We start from the raw sequence: 25,371 nt of genomic DNA on the forward strand, positions 1-25,371 counted from the left end.
CAAACCGAAACCCATGATTATCAAGATCAAACCCGCAGACTCTCGTTATGAACGAGGGACCGAAGGGGGGCAGGTCACAATCAGAGACGCCAGAGTCACCGAATTTGCAATTGGAACTGGAGATGGGGTCCAGATCACTCAAACGATTGAGAGAACCGGCGCGGCGGAGCTGAGCATTCTCGGCGACTTCCCGGAGGCGAAACTGTCCCGTGGTCGCGCCAAACGAAAAATCGTCGTTGTGGACGAATTCAATCGTCAATGGTTGGCCGGATTGGTGACTTTTCAGGAGGCCAATTAGTCCCCAGACAACCCACGCATGAGCCGGAGCATCAGTGCGTCATCCGTTTGTCGGCTTGAATCAGGTAGAATGACCTTTATCTCCACCACGTCGAGCTGGGGATCAAACTCATAACCGACCGTCAAATCGGCTACCTGAAGTCGATACCGAGGTAATTCGTTTGAAATTGATATCGCGTCTGGCGGTATTGGGTTGGCGACAAGCGCACGAAGTTCGGGGATCAACGCGTCCTTTGAACGTTGATCTAGTCCGTTGAACACGCTGCGAGCCGTTGCGCGAAGAATTACTCGTCTTGAACTACTCAACGGACCGCAGAATGCCTCTTAGCTGCCTTGCTCGGCAATGACGTCTTCTAAATCATAGAATGTCTGGTCAGGGTTTCGATCTGCCTCATCCATCGCAGCGTTTACTCGTGCGTTCTCCATCAAATGGACAAGTGCGACGGCAACTTTCGAATACTTTATGGGGAGAATCGTCGCGACTTCTTTGCCGTAGGAGGTCAGTATCGCACCCGAGGCATTGTGACTTACACGGCCAACAATCCCTCTTTGCTCGCGACGAAACTCTTCAACACCCTTTCGCTCGAGAGAGCCACTCACCTGTGACCAGATTTCGTCTACCAACTCAGATGACAGCCCTTTTTCTCCTACTGGGAGGTCTGAAAAATCGAGTTTCATCCTTATCTCCTGCCTGATACCTTGAACCTAGAGGTCCTAGATGACCGTGAGAACCTATAGGTACTATAGTAATCGTGTGGGCGTTTGTCAAGAAGCGGCACCAGCTAGCTCCTTTTGTAGATGAGTGACGGCTTTTGTTTCCCACTCACCAAACCCCTCTGGATCCGTCCAAAAACTGTCCCATGCTTGGTTCAAGCAGAGGGCGACCCCGGCATGTTTTCCAGGCTCTGACCGCCTCAGTCCAATGTCCTCAAAGGCTTTGAACGCGTTGCTGACAACGTCTTCCAGCACAGTATCGGGAAAGCATTGACCAAATGCCATGTCCTCTGAGTATCCCGTAGTCTGTACCTGATTGGCCCATAGTGCAGAGCATCCGTCGGCCGCGTCGTCAAAACCCAAACGACGTAGACCCATGAGCATTATACTCATTCGCGCGGCGTTTGGCGGGTGCTCCACCTTCACTTCGCTTGGCGTCGCGAACGGGTTTTCCCGAAGCTTGAGACACAGGTAGCAGTTCGCCCAAGCATATGCAGGACCAAGCGTGAAAACCGCAAAGAGATCACAATAGAACTCTTCCAGCCAATCTGGAGCCCAAGACGCGAGCCACGTATTCAGCCGCAGCATCTCTTCTGCAGGCCCTTCCCGTCTATCAAGCATCTGCATCTGTTGGGTAAGTGCTTGGGTTCGATCAAGCACCATGTTTGAGAATTGCGTGCGAAACGGCTGCAAACTCGGGAGTTGCTTGTACTCCTTGGAAAAGAGTGGATGGCATAATTCATGATAGAGGTCTGGCAGATGCAGCAAGAACCGGCTCTCTAAGGGTGGCACGAACATGAGGTTAAACTGCCGCTCAAACCGATAGTGGGTGCGAGAGGTTTGGCTGACGGTAGGAGCAAGAACAGGAAAACCGATGTCTCTGCAAATCTGTTGAATCAGCTTTGTCAGAAACGCGTCACTCTCCGGTGAGTGGATCAGAGAAAACACGCCGTTTCGCTCGATGATGAAAACTTGATCAGACAGATGGCGGTACAGGTCCAGCGCAAGCGAAGGATCCTGACGCCAGATAGTTTCGGTTTCGACTATGAGACCGTCGATTTCCGCCAACGCTTGTTTCAGCTTCTCAATGCACTGTCTTTGGATGTCCCTGAGGTCCGAACGTGGATTAGTGACCGCGACCTCTTGCAAATGTAGCGCGCGCTTTTTGACCTGCAGCAGCGCACCCAGAAAGAGATCAAACACCATAAAGCTATGCTCCACCGAGCCGGTGTCGTGCTGCCGACCTCTCCCTTTCAAGAGATTCCGCGATACACTTAAGGCGCTCGCTGGTTTTCTCCGAGATACTATCATCTAAAAGGCTCTGCCGAAGTTCTCGTAGGTCGGCATCTTTGAACCCGAGCCTAGTTCTCAGGAAGACTTGAAAGACCACGGCATCAAGAGCCACGTTGTCTCGCTCTTGTGGTTCCAACAAATCTGCAAATGCCGATACCGACTTTGTATCTGGCGTCGTGAGCGACAATGTTGCGCGTCGAGCCTTTGCGGCCAAGAGACCGTATTCGTCTAGCCGGTCCGCAACCACCGATAGGCGTGTATTTCCGCTCACGCGGATGCCTCCCCGGTGTTGCCATCAGCGAAGCGCACCACGTCCACGTCATACTCAGCTGCGTCATCAAACAACGCGATATCACAGAGCTTAATGGTCAAAGGTAACCGCATGCAGCTGTCAGGCTTAGGCCACGTCAGACAGCTCAAATCAAAAACGTCCTTTAACGCATCTTCGATAGCCATTGGGCCAAATGCTTTGCGGACGTGCAGCGGGTCTGCGGTTCCTTGCAGCAATAGCGGTGCACCAGTTGTACAAATGTAGCCATCATTCTCTGAAAGCTTGAGCCAAGAGCCCAAAACGGGATTGATCACTCCTTTTGGGTTCTCCTGGGTTGGCTCTTCAAAGCTAAAGAGGCGCAGTGGTGCCGGTGAGGATTTCAGCACTTCAAATACGCTTACGTCAGCATCAACAGCAATCAGACCGGATTCTGCCATGTCTGCAAACGTCTTTCGCGCACCAGCAATTTCTGCTGGCCAGGCGCGCCCGTCGCGATGAATGACAACACGTTGCACCTGTTTCTTTATCTCGGGAAGTTCTTTTGAAAGCATCTCGGTGATCACTTGCGTGACCTGACTTTCAAGCAATTGCTCGCGTTGCCTTGAGCGGGATCGTTGAACCCGTACAATCCGGCCACCTTCAGCGACCATCGTGAACACGGCCATATTGTTCTTAACATCAATCCCTATGGTAACATCTGCGTTGAGCGGATCTCTGAGGACGAAAGGCCACCGGCTGTTTCCGAGGCACACTTTGTTCAACGCAGCACCCTTCAGGTAGCCCTTAATGTTAACGCCCCGCCCTCTCTGTTGAACATAGGTGGGCTTGTCATTTTTGAAGATGCGCTTGTAACCACGACCAGGGCTATCTGAATGAATGACCTGGACACGCTTCCCGAACCGTTTCTCAAACTCATTGCAAACCATGGCTGCAAGCTTGTCTTGCGCTCTTGGTGCTCCGTTAATCCGGTGCAGCATCACGAGCACATCGCCTGACTTTATCTCTCCACGCTCAGCAACTTCTAACAGCGCCTTCATTTGCCCTGGTACTCCGCCGCCGTAAGCTTTGTCTCTATACTCGATGATCTCTGGGCGGTATCCGCCTGCTGGGTAGAGCTCTTGGACGGTCCCTACAAAATCAGAGGCAAAAGCAGGGCCCCAGCTTTTCTTCACACTTTCGGGGAGCAATAGCGTCTGCGGTGGGAAGACATCTTGATGAAAGAACCCCACTTTCTTGTCGAGCATCATAGTTCGACGCATGCTCGAGTATTCCTGCATCGCCTGAAACCGGTCTTTCGAGGTATCTGGCGCCAAAACCGTACCGTTTCCGAAGCTGAGGGCTGGTGGCATGTGGGTTTCGGTGAAGAATGCGTGGGCCCGCGCGCCGGCCGAAAGCTTTGCGCCGCCGATGTTCAATTCAGACAGATAGCGGCGGATGAAACCGTTCACCCTTGCGCGACGTTCCGATGGCGAAAGGATCGTTTGGCGCTGAAGTTTCGCTGCCCTCCTTCCATGGGTATCCTCGATCAGGAAACACAGTTCCGCAGGGGCCATGCGACGCTCATTCGTCGACGTGAAATACTCCAGCGCGCCTCCCTCGGGATCAAGATCAATGATCGATTTTGGGGCGGCGTTACCGGCAGTTCTGACAAGCTGTTGCGCCAAGCTGATTGGCACATTGCCCTCAAACAGAGACGGTTCTCCAACCTTCCAATCTGAGACCGCGTCGATGCGGAACTGGTACCAATGATCTCCCATCTTATAGAGGCAACTGCGATTGATGAGTTTGCCGAGGCGCTTCCGATCCGCGCGTGCTCCAATTGGGGTATGCGTGATGAACTTGCTGCGTGCATCACAGACAATTCCGAAGCCCCCCTCAGGATGTTTAGCTGCCCTGACCGACACCCCGTCATAGAGATCCACGTCATCGAGGCGCTTAAGCGGTTTCTTGTGAAAGAAGGGCTGGCCTGAACCCGGTTGCCAAAGGTGATGGTTTGCAAAGAGCGGTTGCTGCAACACAAAATCCAGGTACCGCAATCGCAGCCCGTCGTATTCGTCATCCGCGGCATCAAACCGGAGATTCAATGGCTCACCAGTTGGAACCAACTTTACCATCGCTCTCACGACGCGATGATCCACTGGAAATTCGGTGACATAGTTCGGCACCGCAATAAACTGCTCGCCGTCGCGAGAAAGGGCCACAAACGGAGCTTTCATCGAGAAAGACAACCGCCGCACCAAGAGATTGACGTTCTTATGGTACTCAGTTTCATCGAGGCCACTGAGGCCCTTTACGGCGTAGAGTTGATAAGAGGCGGTCAGCCCTTCCAAACCCTCAAGCGGGAAAAGTGTTGTTTCTAATGTCATTGAACTGCCTCCGTGCAAATCGCCTGGTAAACGCAGACTTCGCAAGCTGTGCCGTCATGTGCCGTTCGAAAGTCGCCCATATCCAACTCAGTAAATTTCTTTCCTTCCGCAAGGCACTCCATCTCATAGGCAGATGACGCAATGAACGTTTCAACCTCTGCGATATCCTCGTCGTCCAGCTCATAGTGGGTCAAGCGATCTAGAAGCAGTTGCGCCTCAATAAGTTTGATTTCTATCGCCGGTCTTTTCCAATCTGGTGGAAAATCAAAGTGCGCTTTACTACACATACTTAACGCAAGAGCATAAACTGCGAGCTGTCGGCGCGCGTTGTTGCCCGCGTTAGCGTGCACTTTCCAATCGATGATTGTAGGCGGCTTATCTGCAAAAAATGCTATCAGATCGGGAAACGCAACCCCTTTCGTACCGTTGGCTAGCTCAAAACTTATTGAGCGCGGTTGCGAAATGAGGCCAGTCGCCTCGTTTAGAACAGACCAAATGGCATCGGATTCCCAGAAGTTGGCAAGCGACGTCTCAACCTCGATCCATGCGTTGTCAAAGTCATCTTCAGACGGCGGCGCTTGGTACTCATTTTCAAAAAGGAGCGCGAATTTCTCTCCCTCTTTGCTGATGGTGACCTCTGTCGTCGCCGCTCTGTTGTGGCAGGCATAGGCCCTTTGCTCATCGAACAAGCGGCGCGCAATGCGAAGACCGTCCTGCAATTGCATAGGCTCTTCGCTCAATGGGTCGCTGAGCGACGGAACAACATATGATGAAATCACTGTATCGACCAATCGGCCCCGCCACGCGCTGATTGTATTGAGTTGCCCGTAGTAAAGGGCACGCCGTCTCATCGGGTCCTTCACGCGAGGTTGCGCTGCGAAATTGCTGTAGAACCATTGCCGCTGACATCGCGCGAAGGTTCGCTGAGACGAATAGGACCAGGTCATGATCCCTCAGCACTCCGCTGACGAAGGAACTTCAAGTAATCAACCAACGCATCCGCTTCGGAGGGGCTGACATCCCCAATACGTGACGCCAGTTGACTAGCTGCCTGCGGCAGTTCCGGGTCAGTTCCTTTCGGTACCGGGTACCCGGCTAGTCCCATGTACCTCTCATAAGATGCTTCATAAAGCACAGCGAGCTTGTGCAACGTGCTCGGTGATGGCGTCTTGATCTTTCCTGTCTCTAACTGACTGACATAAGCGTTTGAAACGCCAGTGGCAGATTCCACCTGTCGCAGGGTATATCCCCTACTCTTCCGGTCCGTTCCCAGGGCAACAGCAAGATCTCTCATCTAGGGCCTCCATCCTTGCTAACTATATCAAGCATGCTAAGTTTGTCAAGCAAACCGCATGCGAGCGTTAGAAAGCTGCGCCGGGCTTCAAGTTGTCGTTGCATTCGAAACCGCGTGCCACTGTGTCCTTAATTCTTGGACGCACTTGCATTGGTGAGAAATCGGGCGAGTTTTGTGCCCTCAATTGCTGGATATCCACAGGTTGGAGGTGGCCCATTCTTGGGACGACCAGATCAGAACAGGGCTGTTTACCGCGTTCCGAAGGGTCACCAAGCCAACGACCTGCCAACTTTTCCACAAAACGAACCGTCCGGGAATTAAAGGCGCAGTCCAGCCATTAATGATACAGTCCAGGAAATAGGGGCACAAAATTTTGTTCAATTTGCTCAATTTTTTGACGCCTGCGTCCGGAAATTAGCGGCATCATGACAAAAGAGGAGGATATCGAGGCCGGCTAGCTCATGCACCCATGAGCTGCGAGCTGTGATCTGCAATCTCAAACCAAAGGATTTAGGCCACTATACTCTGATGCGACCGCGCTGTTGCACTCGTGCGTAGAGCTCGATTGGGGCTTCGTGTTCCAGTTCGACAACGATCGCATATCGCTGACGGACTTCCTGATCTGCAGCCCAGCCTCCGACACACCGCACCACGAGGAAATAGTCGGCGCCGTACTGCGGAGTATCTTGGGTGAATTTTACACTCGCCGTTTGTAGCGTGTTGCGGTCGCGACGTTGCGGTCCTGGGCTAAGACCACAGTTGAAACGCCCCGCCATCTCTGGCGCCTCCGTATCTTCGCCCGCATGGGATCGAAAATGCTCAAAGACCTGATCCGCGGTGCGTCCCCGGATCAACCGGAAGTTCATTCGCGTGCCGACATATTCAGCGCGAGTTCGTCGCACCGGCGGGTCGAAGGCCAGCGAGACATGAATCCAGCGGGGACCATTGCCTTGGAACTCGGCGGGGATCGGGACCTGGTAAACAGCGAATTGGTCCATTCCGAGCGCGTCTTCGGCGTAGAGGACGACCCGATGATCATCAGAGAAGGTTGCTGTGGCAGGGTTTACAACCCCGTTTCCATGAATTTGGTCTCGCTCGGCCTCGATCATGCCGCCCAACCTGCGCTGCGTGGCTTCAGGGACGCGGGCAGAACTGGCCATAAACGCCTTGATGAGGCTCGCCGATGCGTCCGGATGATAACGCAAAACTTGCGCCGCCTTGTGTGCCAGATGCGGGGCGGAAAAAGATGTGCCCGTCTTGCTCACAAGGAGTTGCCGCTGGAAGTCAGCGTTGGTGGTCAAAATGCCCGCATTTGCCAAGCGGGGCGCACGCTGCAAGCGCCTGGCCACCGCGTCGAAAACCAATGTTCCACCGTAGTCAACGAAATCTGGTTTCTTGATGCCGCCGGCACCCGGGCCAGAACGCGAAAACGGCGACGGTTCATCCGGTTCGGTGATGCGTTGGATGTGGACATCGAACTCGTGCGCCGGTCCGAGCCCATTGGAATGCGCGAGAGACCCGACTGTTAAGGCGTTGACGGCACCTGCCGGTTCGCAGACGCGGTTGGCATTCTCCAGCAGATAGCCCGGATACTGTGTGACGCCCTGCTCCAAAGACGTACCGCCCCGGGGGTCGCGATTGCCTGCAGATACGAAAATCAGGACATCAAGTTCGCGCGCGAGCTCGTCCAGGGTCGCGGCCCACGGCCCGACCCGACCGCGCTCGAAGCGTGCACGAGTATCCCCAAGCGAAATGACAAAGAGTTTGCACCCATATTCTTCCCGAATGCGTTCGATGGTCATCCGCATCTGGGTCGGCAAGGTACGGCGCTCGAAGAACTGGCCCTGATCTGTCACAACCTTCGCCGAGATTATCCGAGCGGCGGGGACAAGTTCTGGCTGATCGAGATGGTTCCGGAGGTCGCCGTAGCACGCGACCCCGGCGACAGCCGTGCCATGACCGAAGATGTCGGCCTCGCCAAGCTCTGCCGGAAAGGCCTCACGCGCGACGATATTGTCTTCGAGCAGGGGATTGTCGTTAACACCGCTGTCGAGAATGGCAACCACAGGTAGTTCCACCTCGCGCGGTGACACCGGCGGCATATCCTCAACGGCAAAGGCCTCAGGCCGTTCCATCTGGATATCGGGCTGTGGCGGAAAATCGACAAATGCGACCTGGGGTATCGCAAGGATCGGCCGAATGGTCTGGCCGGAGGCTCGCACCCGGATGATGCTGATGGAAGGCCCACAATAGTGGTCGTAGAGTTCCCCTTCCTGGCTCTCGACCCATTCGACGATTTCTTCGCCGAGCGACCGACGGGCCGCCTGAGGACCGAACTCCCATAACTCGATATCGACGACGTAGTCCGTATCGTCCTGGAAGTCCTGGACCTCGGAAAAGCCTTCTTCGCGCGCCAAAACGCCTAGACGGTCGCGACCTTCAATCGTGCCGATTGCGCCAATCCTGTCAATGAAACCGGCGTAGCGACGATTGCGCTGACCCTGCGGTATTGGACCCTCATATTCGTCGAGCCGGGTCCGAAAGTCCTGCAAATCATCCGTCGACGAGAACAGGACCAGGGTGTTGTCTTCATCTGTGGACAGCACGGTCAGGCCAAGACCTTCCCAATCCTCCTCCATGCTTGCCCCGCTCATCTCCACCCGAAGGATCAGCGCCGGGTCAACGAACCTCGGAGGAGGCTGCTGCGCACGTTGGTTTTGGACGGCGGCGTCAACCTCCTGCCGGATGCGGCCGCCGTGACCTCCGCCTCGGGTTGGGGGGCTGGGCACTCTACCATGCTTGCGGCGGGCAAAATTCTCAGGCAGGCGCACCAGGGGCAGGTGCTGATGTTGGGGCAAGGTTTAACTCACGAACCGTTGGCAATCTTGCGAATCCGCATGCGCCGTCGATCGGCATAACGAATGGCTTCTCTGAAATGCTTCTTCGAGATCGACTTTTTGCGATCGAGCAGTGCCAGTTTTTTGGCCTGATTGCATATCTTCTCGAGCTCGGCATAGGAATAGTCCATGGTCCCCTGAACCATGTCTTCGATATCGAATTCGAGTTCAGAGTTCTTCATTGCGTTGGTAAGATACCGCCGTGTCATCGCTTCATCCGGATGATCGAACCATACGACTTCATCGAACCTGCGCCAGATGGCGGGATCGAGTTGCCCGTCTAGGTTGGTGGCCGCGATGAGGAACCCACTCGGCTGGATCTGATCGATGAAGATCAACAGGGAGTTGACGACGCGGCGCAGCTCGCTGTGATCGCTTCCCTCTTCGCGCGAGCGGGCGAGCGCGTCGAACTCATCGAAAAACAAGACGCAGGGTTGACGGCGGGCGAACTCGAAGGTCTTGCGAATGTTGGACGCGGTCTCGCCCAGAAAGGAGGAGATGAGCCGATCGAGCTTGACGTGGAAGAACGGCAGCCCCAGCTGACCGGCGAAGATCTCGGCGCACAGTGTCTTCCCAGTTCCGGGAGGTCCGCAGAACAGGAGCTTTGAGCGAACTGGCAGGCCGTTCCGCTTGATAAGTTCTGACTTGCGGAACTCATCGATCAATCCTGTGAAGAGGCTGAGGTTCTCGACGCTCAGCTGAATGTCCTCGGGACTGAAGCGCGGTTCGATACGCTGAATGAACTCCTTTGCATCGTCCGGAAACGGAACGAGCCGATTCAGCTCCTTGGGTAGCTGCGCAGACGAGATGGTCTCGAGAGCATTGCGAAGGCCACGCGCAAGTACGCGGTTATTCTTCTTTTCTTCTTCAGAAATGATCTGCTCGACGACCGCGCGGAATTCATCCTCACGCCCATAGTTGAGCAGCAATTTCTTCATCAATTCGCCACGCGCCATGCCGCAACCTCCTGGCCAAATTTGTAGCTCAACTTTGGGATGCTGACCACAAGATATTGATATGCAGCCGCTTATTGCCAAGCGATTTGGCGTGCTGGCGCGACGAACGACGTGCACCTCCAAACCAAGCGCACTACCCGGACTGTTCGTAGAGAGTTTCCAGCTCCGGCAAGTCCCGCAGGCTCTGCAGATCGAATGTCACCAGGAACGTCTCGGTCGTCACGAAGGTATGTGGCGCGCCCGGCCGCGGCGAGCGCGGTCCAGAGGCGATCAGGTCTTTGTACCGCAACCGGGCCAGCAGATCGCGGCTGACCTCCTTGCCGAAGATGTCGGCGAGGCCCGCCCGGTCGATCGGCTGATGATAGGCGATGGCGCAGAGCACGCCCATCTCCATCTCGGTAAAAGCCAGGGACTGGTCGCCCAGATCAGCGGCGGCCTTGATGGCATCTGCAAACTGCGTCTTGGTGCGGAACATCCAGCCGCCGGTCACTTGGGCCAGGTCGTAAGGACGACCCGTCAGCTCGGCCTGGATGTCCTCGATCAGCATCTCCACCGAGGCGCCCTGCCCCACCACGCGCGCCAGGTCTTCGCGGTCAACCGGTGAGGCACTGGCGAAGAGAATGGCCTCGATCCGGCCCATCCATTCGCGCCAGCGCAACTCCGGCGGCAGGTTATCCAACTCCCTGTCGAAGACGGCGGCGCCCTCATCCGCCGGTTTTCGTTTCCTGGTCGCTGTCGTCATGGCGAACCCTTCAGCGGCCGCATGGCCGAACCGCGAAACCGGTTCCCACTTTCGCTGGCCATGCTCATAGCCCATAGAGCCGGAAGGTCGGCCGCCCAGTCAGTTCCCGCGCCACGCCCAACTCGACCAGCCGGTCGCAGAACCGCCGCGCCGCGCGGTCCGTCATCGGAATATGGGTGCAACGGATGCGCGGCGACAGCATCGAGGTCGGCGCCACGGCATCCTCGGTCAGAAACAGATTGACGGCCGCGTCTGATCCTTTTGCCCGGAGCTTCGGGGCTACGGCGCGAAGCGCTTCCGCACGGCGAGCCAGATCCCGCGCCAGCCGGATCGTCTTTTCGATGCTCTCAAGAATCCGCGCCTGAACCGCCATCTCGGCCCCTTGCCCGCATGCGGCCAGATCACGCAGTGCTGTCTTGGTGAGGTGCTGCGCCGAGATCGGCAGCACGGTCTTCCAGCTTGACGCCCGCGCCAGGACGATATCGGACAGCAAGCAAGCGACCCGCTCCGCCCGGTCGTCGGCCTCGAGTACGCTTCGCAGCATGGCCGCGCACCCAGCCAGCGGCCCATGGGTCCGGGCCCGCTCCGTTCCCGCGTCGAGCCAGACGCCCACCTCGCCCGCAAGATGCTCGCCGACTAGGTCAGCGATTTCGCCTGCCCCACCCGTCCTCAGGCGCACGGCCTCGCGCCAGAAGGCCAGCAGATCGCCATCCGGCCCCCGGGCTTCGCCCGGCGGTGTCAGGTGATAGGCGTCGCGAATATCGGCCTCCCGCGCAAGTCGGCCTTCAAGTTTTGAGGTCGCCGTCGCGGCACTCAGCGCCAGCCGGTTGGCGAGCAGCTTCACCGGCACGCCATATCGCGGATCGCAAACCAGCTGGTCGAGTACCGTGAGCGCCCCCCCCGACCGAAAGGCCACAGTTTCAAGGGTTTCGGTACGTCCGGAAGTGACCCAGCCGGGTAGCTGCGGTAGCCTGTTCAGGTCGTCGGAGATCGTGGCGGGCTGATATGTCATGCCACAACACTAGTCTCTCGCGGCGCTTTCGTCCACAATATGATGTATAAACCGCCCCACCTTGCTGTTCTACACTATGTCCAATAAGTTTGCATTATCGGACACAAAATGATATGCTCAGCGGCATGTCAGAAAACACCGAGAAATCGAGCTCCTGTCGCGTTGCCCTTAAATCTGAGACACGACGCGTTCGGGGATATTTTTTGCCCTTAATTATGAGATTCCACTGCCATCGCGCCTATGCTTTTCGCGCGCTGCCGGGCGATGTAATCGACCGCGGCAAGCAGACGTGGCTCCTTATCGAAGGCGCGCAATAGAGCAACCCTTGCATAGTCGTCGATGCCGGAGCTTGAGATGGCCGCTTTGACCAGTGGACGGGATTGGGCTGCATCAATTGCAGCAAGGCAAAACAGCCTTACTTCCAGCCTGTGGCCCTGAAGAGCGTATAACGGATCTCCGCGGAAGGCCTTTAATGATATGGCAAAGGTGACCGCGCGCATTGCGCGCCGAAATTGCTTGGAGCTGCGTAATCGCGCGGCGTATTCAAGCCGCGCGGCGCCGTTGCGCGCACGATTTATCAGCTTTTCGGGCATCTGTTCGCCACTGGCCTTGCCGAGCGTCGGCACAAGTCTCGTCCCACAAACCTGGCAGTCGAATGCCCAGGCTCGCCTCCAATGCTTGAGCGAAAGGCCCTCTCTGGAACATTGCAGGCAATGCTGGAATGGTATCTGGGCCGTCAGCGAGGCTTCTCGTGTCGTCATTGCTGGGAAGGTCAAAGATCGCACAACATCTGGGTCAATCCGTGCGGCGTTGGCAATCTTCGCCGCCGCAGCCGCGTCGACGTTGAAGTTCAAGGCGGTGCCATGCGCGGTATCGATTCTGAGATGAGCCAGTAGTTCCGCATCATCACAGTAGTTGGCCGCCGCCAGCCTAGACAACCAACCTGACAACAACTCGTCGGGCAGCGGCGCGACAGTCTTGGGCAGCGGGTGCGGCTTCACACCCCGGACTTCTCGAGCCGCCGATGGGGGTTCGCATGGCGCGACCAAACCGGCGTCCATTTTGCGATTGCGTCATCGGTGATGCATTCATCACCTGTGACAATGGCGTCGATGGAAAGATCCTTGATCAGGGCGAAGATGCGCGAGGTCACCCCGCCGGTCAGCGCAAGTATCTGCTTTAGTGACTTGACCTTCAGATTGGATTTCTTCTCGAGGGGCATTGCCGCGATGAGTGTCTGGATCATGTCCGAGAACTCGGCGTCGTCGCGCCAGTTTGGAAGGTGATGTTCGTCCAGCCGCCTGGCAAGCTGGATATCACCACGGATGGCATCGACGGCCTCGCTGACCCCCAGGCAGACCAGCGACACTTCGAGTTCATTGCTGAGATACCGCAGAACATTGAGAAAGCGGCGCTGTTCGCGGTGGGTCCCGGCCAAGAGGTTGTGGACTTCGTCGATCATGATCATCCGCAGGCCAAGGTCGCGCAAGAGCGCGACGACACGGACTTCGAGGGAGGCCACATTTTGAGCGCGCGCGCTCAGTGCCGTGGCCGGTGCCCCGACGGTCGCCAGGATGTGCAGATAGAACCGTCGTTCGTCGGGAGCTGGTGGTGCTTGTAACAGTAACAGCGGCGTTCGCGTAATTCCCGATGCTGGGTCATATTCCGGTGCATATCTGCGCGAAAGATTGCGGGCGATCATCGTCTTTCCGATCCCGGACGCGCCATGCACAAGAAGGCCAGGCATACGGGTTTGCCTTGGCGCTTCGATCATACACTGCAAACGGTCCAGAACTTGTTCGGCCCGCGGAAAGCCAATCCAGATATCCGATTGAATGAGGGTGATCCGACCGTCTTCCTCTGTTTTTCCTGCCCTCAATTCACCATCTCTCCACCTTGAACAATGGGCGCGATGTATCACCCGTATCGATCGCGCGCAGCCCTTCGGTTGTTGAGACGGCCGAGTTGGCGCCCTCCAATGTCCCTTTTCTTTCACGGGATCGGCGTTCGGCCCTCGTCAGGCTCCGGCTTTCAGACTCGATTTGGCGTTGCTGTCGGATCAGCTCAGCCAGGACCAGCTCATTGGACCCGGACTTGCCAAGGGCACGGGCATTCCTCATGGCTTCGCGATATTCCCAGAGCGACACAGGCGGAATTTCCAGGTTTCGGTACCGAGCTTCGACGTATCGGTCATTATCCAGTTCGACCCAGATCACCGAGAGGTCGCGAGGGTCGTAGCGGACGACCACCTTTCCATCCCCGCGCCCGATGTGGCCTGCAAGCGCATCGGACCAGTACCGTATCTGGAACAGATGGATGCCGTCACGCCTGACCTTGCGCAGTTCACTTGGCAGAAAGCTCACCCGAAAGGCTTCAATCTCGAAGGGGATATCGCCCATCATTTGCTCTGAGAGCGCCTCCCATTTGGCAACGGGCGTGCAGCCAAGACTTGAATGAATGCTGTTGTTGTAGCGGCAGATTTCCAGAGCAAACCAGCGATCGAAGTCGCTTAAGGTCATCGTGGCCATGCCCTCGGCGTCATAGTCGCCCTTGGCCACGACCGAGGATTGCGTTGTTCCAGGCAACAGGTGCACGGCCCCCATCATCGTGCCGATCAATCGTTCGATGTGCCCTCCGAAATGAGGACTGCCTGGCGGCCGATAGACCAGATCGATCCCCCATTCTGCACATGCCGACCGAAAGGCATGCGACCGGAAATCGCGCCCGTTATCGACGTGGATGCTATGCGGTTTACCCTGCGCGGGCCAAGGAACATTGCGCACCAATTCCGCCAGAAGTTCCGCCTTGGGGGCCACAGCCTGTGTCAGGCAAAGCGCCACCGACAGACGCGAAGGTGCCTCGAGAGAGGTGTAATATCCGGTCACCATCCGCGTTGCGACGTCGATCGCCAGCGTGACCCAAGGCCGCCCAATTGGTTTGCGTTCAAAACTGTCGACGAGAATGATGTCCGCAGGCGTATGGTCGATTTGCACGACCTCCAGTGGCCGGTTTGCCTTGTTGTCGCCTACGACCGGCGCAAATTTCTGGCGGGCCGCCTTTGCGCCTTCGCGTGCCTTGGCAATTTCACGGGCATCCATTGCATCCAGCCTGCGCTGAACCGTCCGACGTGTCGGCGGTTGCAAGCCCTGCTGCCAGCACGCGCTTCGGATTTCTGTCACGATGCGCGACAGGCTTGGGCGTTCCCGCCGTAAGAAATAACGGCGAAGATGTTCTTCGATCACCGCTTCCACCTTGCCGGATATCAAGGTTGTACCAGTCGGGCGGCCCCGTTTCCGAGAAGCCAGCGCGCTGGTGCGCCCACCCTCTTCGGCCAGACGCTTTATCCAGCGCCAGACAGTCGCCCTGCTGACACCAAGCTCCCAAACGGCGTCATTGATGCCACTTTCCAGACTGCCAGTTCCTTTGAGATATGCCTGAACAAGCGGACGCAGAACGGCCGCCCTGCGCGCCTCCTCAGCACCAGCGGCAACGAAGTCTTCGCGATCATCATCCATCAATATTTGCCACACGAAGCTGCGAACCCTGTCTCAGGTTTAAGGGCAAAAATATCGGATTTAAAGGCAAAATATCATATTTAAGGGCAAAGCAAGGCCGTTGATTTCGTTGGATTTCTCATCTCACAATTAAGGGCTACGCGACAGGCATGTTCATGCCGCTGCCCGGCCGGGCACATGGCTTGGCGAGATGCTGACGCGCAAGCCGCCGATGCTGGTGCGGGTCGCGCTGGCGAACAAAATGGCGCGGATCGTCTGGGCGCTGATGGCCCGAGGCGGCGCCTACCAGTCTCCGACCGCTGCGGCGTAAGCCGTCACTGGTCGCGAGGACGTCGGAGCGGAAGAGGGCAAGGAGACGTTTGGCGCACGGTCGTGAGACGGGATCGGGAGAACCAGAGCGCAACAGAGTGCCATCGAGCACGCGGCTTTGATCTGGACCCGACCTGCGAACACCATACGGGCCCGCGGCGTGATGATGGCCGCAACAGAGGCCGGATACATGTCAGCACCCGACACCGCGCGAAACTGATCCAGAAACCCTCTTGCGCAAGGGGCGGTTATACATGTTGCGCAAATGCTGTGAAGGTTTCACCTTGCGAATCCAGTCTGTTAGTCAGGCTGCATGAGCAGACCCATACCCCCGACCTACAAGACCAGGAACTGGCCAGCCTACAATGAAGCAGTCAAGCGCCGGGGCTCGCTGACGATCTGGTTTGACCCCGAGATGAGCTGGGATGCCGCGCCGACAGGCAGGCGTGGCCGCCAGCAGACCTACAGCGATGCCGCTATCCAGACGTGCCTCTCGATGAAAGTGCTGTTCGGCATGGCGCTCCGGCAGACGACCGGGTTCGTCGAGAGCCTGCTACGGCTGGTCGGCCTGAACTGGACGGTGCCCGACTTCAGCACGCTATCTCGCCGCCAGAAGACCTTGGCCGTGAACATCCCCTACCGCGGCTCCAAGGGGCCGTTGCACCTGCTGATCGACAGCACCGGGATCAAGGTCGAAGGTGAAGGCGAGTGGCACGCACGCAAGCATGGCGGCCCGAAACGGCGCGTCTGGCGCAAGCTCCACCTTGGGATCGATGAAGAAACGTTGGAGATCCGGGCCGTCGAAGTCACCGGGAGCCACATCGGTGATGCGCCCATCCTACCCACCTTCTCGACCAAATCCCGCAGGACCAGGAAATCGGTAGCGTTACGGCTGATGGCGCCTACGACACGCGCAAATGCCACGATGCGATTGCAGATCGCGGTGCCCATGCCGTCATCCCGCCCCGCAAGAACGCGAAGCCCTGGAAGACGATCACCGCCGGAGCCGTGGCGCGAAATGAGGCCCTGCGCGCGGCGAAATACCTGGGCCGCGCGCTCTGGCGACGATGGAGTGGATACCACCGCCGAAGCCGCGTCGAGACAAAGATGCATTGTATCAAGTTGCTGGGCCAGCGGCTCATGGCACGGGACTTCGATCGACAGGTCGCCGAACTCCAGGTCCGCATCGCCGTCCTGAACGGCTACACCGCGCTCGGAATACCCGTCACGGAAGCTGTGGGATAAGTCCGTCCGGGGAAAGGGGAACCTCGGCCTTAAGCCGATTTGTGCATCAGAGCCCTTGACACTAATAATTAGCTATCTATGTTTTTCCCGGCTATGGTTCCCCGGAAGAGGAGCCGGATTTCATCGCTGCATCAAACTGGAGGAAATTCATGTCACGGACAGCCAATTTGGCCGGCCCGCGTTCGCGGACCGGAATGGTGGTGCTTTGCCTCGCTCTGACCGCGGGCTTCGCCCCGCTCGCGTCGGCGCAGGAGCAGCCCGCCTTCAACGAACATGCGGGAACCCTGCCGGACGGGACGGCATGGCTGATCCGCGTGCCCGAGAACTGGAATGGTCGACTACTCAGGGATCTGGATTTCGCCAGCAACGTTTCGGTCGCGTCAGCGGTCCAGCGGTATGACGACCTGCTCGGTCGTGGCTATGCCTTCGCCGGGCTCGCCCGGCACCCGCTGCGCCTGTGGCAATACGATCCGCAGCGTGAAATCCTGAATCTACAAGCTGTTCAGGACATTTTCACGGACCTGGAGCGCGCTCCTGACATGGTGCTGCAATACGGCTGTTCTGGCGGAGGGCTCGACAGCCTCGCTTCGGCCGAGGATTACCCGGACAGGATCGACGGTGCCGCCGTGCTTGCCGCCCATACGCCGGTCTGGATCATGAGCAGTTTCCTGGATGGCTGGTTCGCCATGCAGACCCTGCTGGGCGAAAGCTATGAGGCCGCTGGGCACGGTCCGGCCAGCGATCTCGCCATCGTCGGCCTGCCCAATGCCGGAGCGGGTGGCGAGCGCAGCCTTGACGCGATCCGTGCGTCCTGGATGGCCGCCATCGAAACGGCGGGCGAAAGCCCGGAGGGCCGCGCGCGGCTGGCGCTTGCCTTCGCCATCGGACAGTGGTCGCCGTGGATGGTCGAGGGGACCGAACTACCCGACACCGCGGATGCCGGCGCCATGGCCGACATGATCGTGGCCTCGGCGCTGCGCATCGGCGGTAATGTTGGCGGGACCTCGCGGCTTCTGTTCGAAAACGCCGCATCGGGGCAGCAACTTTCCGGGAACGAGGGGGTCGACTATGCCGCCTTCTACCAGAATGCCGCACCCGCGATGGCGCGGACGGTTGAGGCGCTCTACGAACAGGCCGGTTTGGACCTTCAGGCCGACATTGCCAGGATCAACGCCGCCCCCCGCATCGCGGCCTCGGATTATGCGCGCGATTTCTGGGCCGCAGACGGGCGCACGACGACCGGCGATCTGCAGGTTCCGGCGATCCGCATCCACATGCTGGGCGACTGGGCCATTCCCTACACGCTGATGGAAGGCTACGGCGCGCTGGTGCAGGAGCAGGGTACCGGCGATCTGTATCGGCAGGCGCTGGTCCAGGGCACGGGCCATTGCGAGTTCACGGCTGCCGAAAGCACGGCCATCGTCGAGACCCTGGTCGAACGGATCGAAACGGGCGCCTGGCCCGAGACATCGCCCGAGGCGCTGAACGCCGCAGCCGAGGCGCTGGAAACCGGGAGCGCCCCCCGGTTCATCGAACACGGTGATTGGCGCGTGGCAGCCTATAACCGGCCCTGGGTTCCGGCAGAATGAGCCGATGGGGAACTGGCGCTGCGCCGGTTCCCCCACAGGTCCGGTGGCGCAAGTCATTGGTGGACCGTCGCCAACGCGCAGTGGGCATCTCTGGCGAGGGCAAGTGTTCCCATGTCTGGACGACCCCTGCTGCGCAAGCTGGGAATTGACGCGCCTATGCCGAAAGCAGTCATGTCTACGGCCTTTGTGGTGCGGTCTAGCCGCTGGCCCAGATGAAGTCCGCGGATCGGGTCCCAATCAAAATTGCGCGCTTTCTGCGCCTTGACCCCCTGGGGTGTCCCGATCCCCGGTTCGACCGGTTTGTCATCTCTTCTCAGCTTCACGCATTCCGTCAGCGGTTCCGCGCTCAGGAGACAGGGGCCGCGTAGATCTCGTTGCGGCGCAGGAGCGCCCAAGCGATCCGGGCAGTCTTGTTGGCGAGCGCGACCGCAACGACTTTCGGTCGCTTGCGTGCTTTAAGCCCAAGCATCCAAGCCTTGCCGGCATCGCCCTGCCTTGCAAAGCGAAGCACCGCAGTCGCGCCGGAAACGAGCAGTCGCCGGATATATCCATCACCCTGCTTGCTGATCCCGGTCTGTCGATCCTTGCCACTGCTTGAGTTCGCCCGTGGCGTCAGGCCTAGCCAGGCCGCGAACTGTCGTGCCGAGCGGAACAGGCTCGGATCCGGAACATTTGCAGCAATTGCGCTGGCGGTGATCGGTCCGATACCGGGAATGGTCGCCAGTCGCCGGCTCGTCTCGTGCGTCCGGTGCCACTCGAGGATCCGTTTCTCCAGGGCCTCAGCCTGATCGGCAATCGCCTCCGCTTGGCAGATCAACGCATGGATGGCAGCCGCAGCATGGTCAGGCAACTGTCGCGTTGCCCTTAAATCTGAGACACGACGCGTTCGGGGATATTTTTTGCCCTTAATTATGAGATTCCACTGCCATCGCGCCTATGCTTTTCGCGCGCTGCCGGGCGATGTAATCGACCGCGGCAAGCAGACGTGGCTCCTTATCGAAGGCGCGCAATAGAGCAACCCTTGCATAGTCGTCGATGCCGGAGCTTGAGATGGCCGCTTTGACCAGTGGACGGGATTGGGCTGCATCAATTGCAGCAAGGCAAAACAGCCTTACTTCCAGCCTGTGGCCCTGAAGAGCGTATAACGGATCTCCGCGGAAGGCCTTTAATGATATGGCAAAGGTGACCGCGCGCATTGCGCGCCGAAATTGCTTGGAGCTGCGTAATCGCGCGGCGTATTCAAGCCGCGCGGCGCCGTTGCGCGCACGATTTATCAGCTTTTCGGGCATCTGTTCGCCACTGGCCTTGCCGAGCGTCGGCACAAGTCTCGTCCCACAAACCTGGCAGTCGAATGCCCAGGCTCGCCTCCAATGCTTGAGCGAAAGGCCCTCTCTGGAACATTGCAGGCAATGCTGGAATGGTATCTGGGCCGTCAGCGAGGCTTCTCGTGTCGTCATTGCTGGGAAGGTCAAAGATCGCACAACATCTGGGTCAATCCGTGCGGCGTTGGCAATCTTCGCCGCCGCAGCCGCGTCGACGTTGAAGTTCAAGGCGGTGCCATGCGCGGTATCGATTCTGAGATGAGCCAGTAGTTCCGCATCATCACAGTAGTTGGCCGCCGCCAGCCTAGACAACCAACCTGACAACAACTCGTCGGGCAGCGGCGCGACAGTCTTGGGCAGCGGGTGCGGCTTCACACCCCGGACTTCTCGAGCCGCCGATGGGGGTTCGCATGGCGCGACCAAACCGGCGTCCATTTTGCGATTGCGTCATCGGTGATGCATTCATCACCTGTGACAATGGCGTCGATGGAAAGATCCTTGATCAGGGCGAAGATGCGCGAGGTCACCCCGCCGGTCAGCGCAAGTATCTGCTTTAGTGACTTGACCTTCAGATTGGATTTCTTCTCGAGGGGCATTGCCGCGATGAGTGTCTGGATCATGTCCGAGAACTCGGCGTCGTCGCGCCAGTTTGGAAGGTGATGTTCGTCCAGCCGCCTGGCAAGCTGGATATCACCACGGATGGCATCGACGGCCTCGCTGACCCCCAGGCAGACCAGCGACACTTCGAGTTCATTGCTGAGATACCGCAGAACATTGAGAAAGCGGCGCTGTTCGCGGTGGGTCCCGGCCAAGAGGTTGTGGACTTCGTCGATCATGATCATCCGCAGGCCAAGGTCGCGCAAGAGCGCGACGACACGGACTTCGAGGGAGGCCACATTTTGAGCGCGCGCGCTCAGTGCCGTGGCCGGTGCCCCGACGGTCGCCAGGATGTGCAGATAGAACCGTCGTTCGTCGGGAGCTGGTGGTGCTTGTAACAGTAACAGCGGCGTTCGCGTAATTCCCGATGCTGGGTCATATTCCGGTGCATATCTGCGCGAAAGATTGCGGGCGATCATCGTCTTTCCGATCCCGGACGCGCCATGCACAAGAAGGCCAGGCATACGGGTTTGCCTTGGCGCTTCGATCATACACTGCAAACGGTCCAGAACTTGTTCGGCCCGCGGAAAGCCAATCCAGATATCCGATTGAATGAGGGTGATCCGACCGTCTTCCTCTGTTTTTCCTGCCCTCAATTCACCATCTCTCCACCTTGAACAATGGGCGCGATGTATCACCCGTATCGATCGCGCGCAGCCCTTCGGTTGTTGAGACGGCCGAGTTGGCGCCCTCCAATGTCCCTTTTCTTTCACGGGATCGGCGTTCGGCCCTCGTCAGGCTCCGGCTTTCAGACTCGATTTGGCGTTGCTGTCGGATCAGCTCAGCCAGGACCAGCTCATTGGACCCGGACTTGCCAAGGGCACGGGCATTCCTCATGGCTTCGCGATATTCCCAGAGCGACACAGGCGGAATTTCCAGGTTTCGGTACCGAGCTTCGACGTATCGGTCATTATCCAGTTCGACCCAGATCACCGAGAGGTCGCGAGGGTCGTAGCGGACGACCACCTTTCCATCCCCGCGCCCGATGTGGCCTGCAAGCGCATCGGACCAGTACCGTATCTGGAACAGATGGATGCCGTCACGCCTGACCTTGCGCAGTTCACTTGGCAGAAAGCTCACCCGAAAGGCTTCAATCTCGAAGGGGATATCGCCCATCATTTGCTCTGAGAGCGCCTCCCATTTGGCAACGGGCGTGCAGCCAAGACTTGAATGAATGCTGTTGTTGTAGCGGCAGATTTCCAGAGCAAACCAGCGATCGAAGTCGCTTAAGGTCATCGTGGCCATGCCCTCGGCGTCATAGTCGCCCTTGGCCACGACCGAGGATTGCGTTGTTCCAGGCAACAGGTGCACGGCCCCCATCATCGTGCCGATCAATCGTTCGATGTGCCCTCCGAAATGAGGACTGCCTGGCGGCCGATAGACCAGATCGATCCCCCATTCTGCACATGCCGACCGAAAGGCATGCGACCGGAAATCGCGCCCGTTATCGACGTGGATGCTATGCGGTTTACCCTGCGCGGGCCAAGGAACATTGCGCACCAATTCCGCCAGAAGTTCCGCCTTGGGGGCCACAGCCTGTGTCAGGCAAAGCGCCACCGACAGACGCGAAGGTGCCTCGAGAGAGGTGTAATATCCGGTCACCATCCGCGTTGCGACGTCGATCGCCAGCGTGACCCAAGGCCGCCCAATTGGTTTGCGTTCAAAACTGTCGACGAGAATGATGTCCGCAGGCGTATGGTCGATTTGCACGACCTCCAGTGGCCGGTTTGCCTTGTTGTCGCCTACGACCGGCGCAAATTTCTGGCGGGCCGCCTTTGCGCCTTCGCGTGCCTTGGCAATTTCACGGGCATCCATTGCATCCAGCCTGCGCTGAACCGTCCGACGTGTCGGCGGTTGCAAGCCCTGCTGCCAGCACGCGCTTCGGATTTCTGTCACGATGCGCGACAGGCTTGGGCGTTCCCGCCGTAAGAAATAACGGCGAAGATGTTCTTCGATCACCGCTTCCACCTTGCCGGATATCAAGGTTGTACCAGTCGGGCGGCCCCGTTTCCGAGAAGCCAGCGCGCTGGTGCGCCCACCCTCTTCGGCCAGACGCTTTATCCAGCGCCAGACAGTCGCCCTGCTGACACCAAGCTCCCAAACGGCGTCATTGATGCCACTTTCCAGACTGCCAGTTCCTTTGAGATATGCCTGAACAAGCGGACGCAGAACGGCCGCCCTGCGCGCCTCCTCAGCACCAGCGGCAACGAAGTCTTCGCGATCATCATCCATCAATATTTGCCACACGAAGCTGCGAACCCTGTCTCAGGTTTAAGGGCAAAAATATCGGATTTAAAGGCAAAATATCATATTTAAGGGCAAAGCAAGGCCGTTGATTTCGTTGGATTTCTCATCTCACAATTAAGGGCTACGCGACAGCTCCGAAGCGCCAATCGGGCCTTCGTCCAACGAGGACAACGAGAGAGATCTCCCTGACGGCGGGGCCTTGAGCCTGCCGTCCTTTGTCGCCGGTTCCGGCAGTCTCGATCGGCTGGTGGACACGGCCCGAGACTATGCCCGCGCCGCGGCCTCCGAGAACACGCTGAAGGCCTATGCAAAAGACTGGGCGCATTTCGCTCGGTGGTGCCGGATGAAAGGCACCGAGCCCCTGCCCCCGTCGCCGGAGATGATCGGGCTCTACCTTGCCAATCTGGCATCAGGGTCGGGCCCCTCCCCTGCCCTATCCGTCTCGACCATCGACCGCCGCCTGTCGGGCCTCGCCTGGAACTACGCGCAACGCGGCTTCAACCTTGATCGCAAAAACCGCCACATCGCCACCGTGCTGGCCGGGATCAAGCGCAAGCATGCGCGTCCCCCGGTGCAGAAGGAGGCGATCCTGGCGGAGGACATCCTCGCGATGGTGGCCACCCTTCCTTTCGACCTGCGCGGGCTCCGGGATCGGGCGATCCTGCTCATGGGCTACGCCGGTGGTTTACGCCGCTCGGAAATCGTCAGCCTCGACGTGCACAAAGACGATACGCCGGATTCCGGCGGCTGGATCGAGATCTTCGAGAAAGGCGCCCTCCTGACCCTCAACGCCAAGACCGGTTGGCGTGAAGTCGAGATCGGCCGGGGCTCCAAGGATCAGACCTGCCCCGTGCATGCGCTCGAGCAATGGCTGCACTTCGCGAAGATCAATTTCGGCCCGGTCTTCGTCGGCACCTCACGGGATGGCAAACGCGCGACCGAAACCAGACTGAACGACAAGCACGTCGCGCGCCTGATCAAGCGTACGGTGCTGGACGCGGGTATCCGATCCGAGCTGCCCGAAAAAGACCGACTGGCGCTGTTCTCCGGTCATTCGCTGCGCGCCGGCCTCGCCAGTTCGGCCGAAGTTGACGAGCGCTACGTCCAGAAGCAACTCGGTCACGCCTCGGCCGAGATGACCCGCCGCTACCAGCGCCGTCGTGACCGGTTCCGCGTGAACCTGAGCAAAGCCGCAGGTCTCTGACCCCCTGCTCCATCACGCCGCCTGACCGCTGAGCCTGCCATAGAAGCTCCGCTCGAGATGCAGCTCCCCTGCCCCGGCCTTCTCGACCATGCCGCGCAGATAGCCGCCCGGCGAGGAAACTTCGCCGGCACAATGCTTCTCGAAGACGAGCGCGAGCGCCGCTGTCGCCACCTGTTTGCCCAGCCGGTCCTGTGCCACGTTCCAGGCATGTTCAGAAATGCCGATCATCGGCCTGAGTTGACCAGCAACCCGGTGCAGATCGCCCCAATCCTTCAGGAACCCGCCCAAATTGCGCGCCCACGACGCGAATTCGGGACAGGCCTGCATCACAGTGGGCAGATCCAGCGCTGCGCGCTTCTTGCGCACCTCGGCTACCCATTCTTCCAGCTCCCTATCAACCTGATCTTCGGGTCGAGCATTGGGCACCACGGCCACGGCTTCCTCATTTTCTGAGGAATTACGAGTTACAGGATCAAGTTGGTTTGTAATTAGTATATGGGGGTCAGAAATGACCTCCCTGGGGTTCATTTCTTGAGTGGTCTTAGTAACTTGCTCCTTGGTTTCCGGCGTGTTTTCCACAGGTTGAACGACCTCTGTTGCCTTGAGATAGGCAGCTTCAACGCGCTCCTGGAGCTCCTTGAACCAGGTTAGCAGCCGCTCAAGCTGTTCTGAAGCTTCATGGCGGCGAGGAAGCCGGTCCAGAAGCTCCTCGAGGAGACCCGTGAATTGCGTCCAGGGTCCTCGCAGCGCGCTGCTGACGGCCGCTTCGATCCGAGCGCGGATCATACGGCGTGCAACCGTGATCTGGCGCTTCAGGCGCTGGCAGAGCTCGCGTTCAGCCTGCAACTCGGCATGAAGCTCCTCGAATTCCTCGACACGCGCCGACAGCGGCGACAGATCGAAGCCGTAGGCCTCGACGATGCGCCCCTCGGCGTCCCTGCGGCCCCACCGCTTGCCGTTTGGGCTGTCCTGAAAGGAGATCACGCCGATCTCGGCCAGGCGCCGTGCATGGCGCTTGAGTGCGGAGAGCGAGAAGCCCGTCTGTTCCATCAGATAGGCGTTCGACGCCCAGACGATCGGGCGCTGCCCCTCCTCCCAGTCCTGGGCCTGGGTAAAGGCCCCGAGCGTGTCGAGGAGCATCATGTCTCCGGCCTTGAGGCCAATATATGCACCGACCCGCTTCACGGCCACGAAGGCCCGCGTTTTGGGTACAGCTACCTGTTCACCGGCTTGGGCAAGTTGCTCTGCAATGCCAAGACCCGGTGTCGGCTTGCGCCAACCTGTATGTTTCATGGATAGTTCTCGCCTCCTCTGCTTGATGGAGGGCAAAAGAATCCCGTTCGCTCAGGAGCGTTGCTGTTGACAGTGATTCGCCAGAGAACTATCTTGATAGCGACCAAACTAATCTTGATAAGCTCTCAGGCCCTCAGCTTGGGGGCTT

General features: G+C 58.5%; 19 protein-coding genes and 3 pseudogenes. 5 read left to right on the forward strand and 17 right to left on the reverse strand.

Annotated features, from left to right (window positions below):
* Positions 1–298, forward strand: a 298-nt coding sequence (locus CVM52_RS05725; protein ID WP_205964892.1) for a hypothetical protein, incomplete at its 5' end; no start/stop codon positions are given.
* Positions 299–621: 323 nt separating this feature from the next.
* Here the strand turns inward: CVM52_RS05725 and CVM52_RS26540 are convergent.
* From CVM52_RS26540 to CVM52_RS05780, 12 genes are all read right to left on the reverse strand, one after another.
* Positions 622–975, reverse strand: a complete 354-nt coding sequence (locus CVM52_RS26540; RefSeq protein WP_133119796.1) for a hypothetical protein — start codon at positions 973–975, stop codon at positions 622–624.
* An 87-nt stretch (positions 976–1,062) separates the two neighbouring features.
* Positions 1,063–2,217 carry a hypothetical protein gene (locus CVM52_RS05730; protein ID WP_172720922.1) on the reverse strand — a complete coding sequence of 385 codons (1,155 nt, stop codon included), beginning with the start codon at positions 2,215–2,217 and terminating at the stop codon, positions 1,063–1,065.
* 354 nt (positions 2,218–2,571) lie between these two features.
* The gene (locus CVM52_RS05735; RefSeq protein WP_100161590.1) at positions 2,572–4,941 is read right to left on the reverse strand and encodes an argonaute/piwi family protein; all 2,370 of its coding nucleotides are present in this window, start codon (positions 4,939–4,941) and stop codon (positions 2,572–2,574) included.
* Positions 4,938–5,888, reverse strand: a complete 951-nt coding sequence (locus CVM52_RS05740; RefSeq protein ID WP_100161591.1) for a PD-(D/E)XK nuclease family protein — start codon at positions 5,886–5,888, stop codon at positions 4,938–4,940. The genes CVM52_RS05735 and CVM52_RS05740 overlap by 4 nt, the downstream gene beginning before the upstream one ends.
* Entirely contained in the window at positions 5,885–6,235 is a 351-nt protein-coding gene (locus tag CVM52_RS28075; protein WP_100161592.1) for a helix-turn-helix domain-containing protein, read from the reverse strand. The genes CVM52_RS05740 and CVM52_RS28075 overlap by 4 nt, the downstream gene beginning before the upstream one ends.
* A 518-nt stretch (positions 6,236–6,753) precedes the next feature.
* The gene (locus CVM52_RS05750; protein ID WP_503128390.1) at positions 6,754–9,066 is read right to left on the reverse strand and encodes a S8 family peptidase; all 2,313 of its coding nucleotides are present in this window, start codon (positions 9,064–9,066) and stop codon (positions 6,754–6,756) included.
* Between the two features lie 35 nt (positions 9,067–9,101).
* A complete protein-coding gene (locus CVM52_RS05755) occupies positions 9,102–10,088 on the reverse strand; it encodes an AAA family ATPase (RefSeq protein ID WP_100161593.1) in 987 nt (328 codons plus the stop codon).
* Between the two features lie 133 nt (positions 10,089–10,221).
* A complete protein-coding gene (scpB, locus tag CVM52_RS05760) occupies positions 10,222–10,830 on the reverse strand; it encodes an SMC-Scp complex subunit ScpB (RefSeq protein WP_100161606.1) in 609 nt (202 codons plus the stop codon).
* 64 nt (positions 10,831–10,894) lie between these two features.
* A complete protein-coding gene (locus CVM52_RS05765; protein WP_100161594.1) occupies positions 10,895–11,842 on the reverse strand; it encodes a DUF1403 family protein in 948 nt (315 codons plus the stop codon).
* A 209-nt stretch (positions 11,843–12,051) separates the two neighbouring features.
* Positions 12,052–12,843, reverse strand: coding sequence for a TniQ family protein (locus CVM52_RS05770; RefSeq protein ID WP_007803196.1), 792 nt, complete (start codon positions 12,841–12,843; stop codon positions 12,052–12,054).
* Positions 12,840–13,721 (reverse strand): TniB family NTP-binding protein, encoded by an 882-nt coding sequence (locus CVM52_RS05775; protein ID WP_024099410.1) that lies wholly within the window; start codon positions 13,719–13,721, stop codon positions 12,840–12,842. The genes CVM52_RS05770 and CVM52_RS05775 overlap by 4 nt, the downstream gene beginning before the upstream one ends.
* Position 13,722: 1 nt before the next feature.
* Positions 13,723–15,357: a TnsB C-terminal domain-containing protein gene (locus CVM52_RS05780; protein WP_024099411.1), complete on the reverse strand. Its 1,635-nt coding sequence runs from the start codon at positions 15,355–15,357 to the stop codon at positions 13,723–13,725.
* Between the two features lie 145 nt (positions 15,358–15,502).
* On the opposite strand from CVM52_RS05780, the pseudogene CVM52_RS05785 reads away from it, so the two are divergent.
* From CVM52_RS05785 to CVM52_RS05795, 3 genes and pseudogenes are all read left to right on the forward strand, one after another.
* Positions 15,503–15,667: pseudogene (locus CVM52_RS05785) on the forward strand (IS110 family transposase); the annotation flags it as partial.
* Between the two features lie 312 nt (positions 15,668–15,979).
* Positions 15,980–16,911, forward strand: a pseudogene (locus CVM52_RS05790) (IS5 family transposase).
* 149 nt (positions 16,912–17,060) lie between these two features.
* Complete coding sequence (locus CVM52_RS05795; RefSeq protein ID WP_240620873.1) at positions 17,061–18,500, forward strand: hypothetical protein; 1,440 nt, start codon at positions 17,061–17,063, stop codon at positions 18,498–18,500.
* A 346-nt stretch (positions 18,501–18,846) separates the two neighbouring features.
* On the opposite strand, the pseudogene CVM52_RS05800 reads toward CVM52_RS05795, so the two are convergent.
* The 4 genes and pseudogenes from CVM52_RS05800 to CVM52_RS05815 all read right to left on the reverse strand — a co-directional run.
* Positions 18,847–19,362: pseudogene (locus CVM52_RS05800) on the reverse strand (IS110 family RNA-guided transposase); the annotation flags it as partial.
* 43 nt (positions 19,363–19,405) lie between these two features.
* The gene (locus CVM52_RS05805; protein ID WP_007803196.1) at positions 19,406–20,197 is read right to left on the reverse strand and encodes a TniQ family protein; all 792 of its coding nucleotides are present in this window, start codon (positions 20,195–20,197) and stop codon (positions 19,406–19,408) included.
* The gene (locus CVM52_RS05810; protein WP_024099410.1) at positions 20,194–21,075 is read right to left on the reverse strand and encodes a TniB family NTP-binding protein; all 882 of its coding nucleotides are present in this window, start codon (positions 21,073–21,075) and stop codon (positions 20,194–20,196) included. Before CVM52_RS05810 ends, CVM52_RS05805 begins: the two co-directional genes overlap by 4 nt.
* Before the next feature lies 1 nt (position 21,076).
* Positions 21,077–22,711, reverse strand: coding sequence for a TnsB C-terminal domain-containing protein (locus CVM52_RS05815; protein ID WP_024099411.1), 1,635 nt, complete (start codon positions 22,709–22,711; stop codon positions 21,077–21,079).
* Between the two features lie 160 nt (positions 22,712–22,871).
* Here CVM52_RS05815 and CVM52_RS05820 point away from each other — a divergent pair, with 160 nt between their 5' ends.
* Complete coding sequence (locus CVM52_RS05820; protein ID WP_100161596.1) at positions 22,872–23,930, forward strand: tyrosine-type recombinase/integrase; 1,059 nt, start codon at positions 22,872–22,874, stop codon at positions 23,928–23,930.
* 12 nt (positions 23,931–23,942) lie between these two features.
* Here CVM52_RS05820 and repC read toward each other — a convergent pair whose 3' ends face one another.
* Positions 23,943–25,223 (reverse strand): plasmid replication protein RepC, encoded by a 1,281-nt coding sequence (gene repC / locus CVM52_RS05825; RefSeq protein ID WP_100161597.1) that lies wholly within the window; start codon positions 25,221–25,223, stop codon positions 23,943–23,945.
* Positions 25,224–25,371: the final 148 nt, after the last annotated feature.

This window comes from Pseudooceanicola lipolyticus, from assembly GCF_002786325.1.
GTDB lineage: Bacteria > Pseudomonadota > Alphaproteobacteria > Rhodobacterales > Rhodobacteraceae > Pseudooceanicola_C > Pseudooceanicola_C lipolyticus.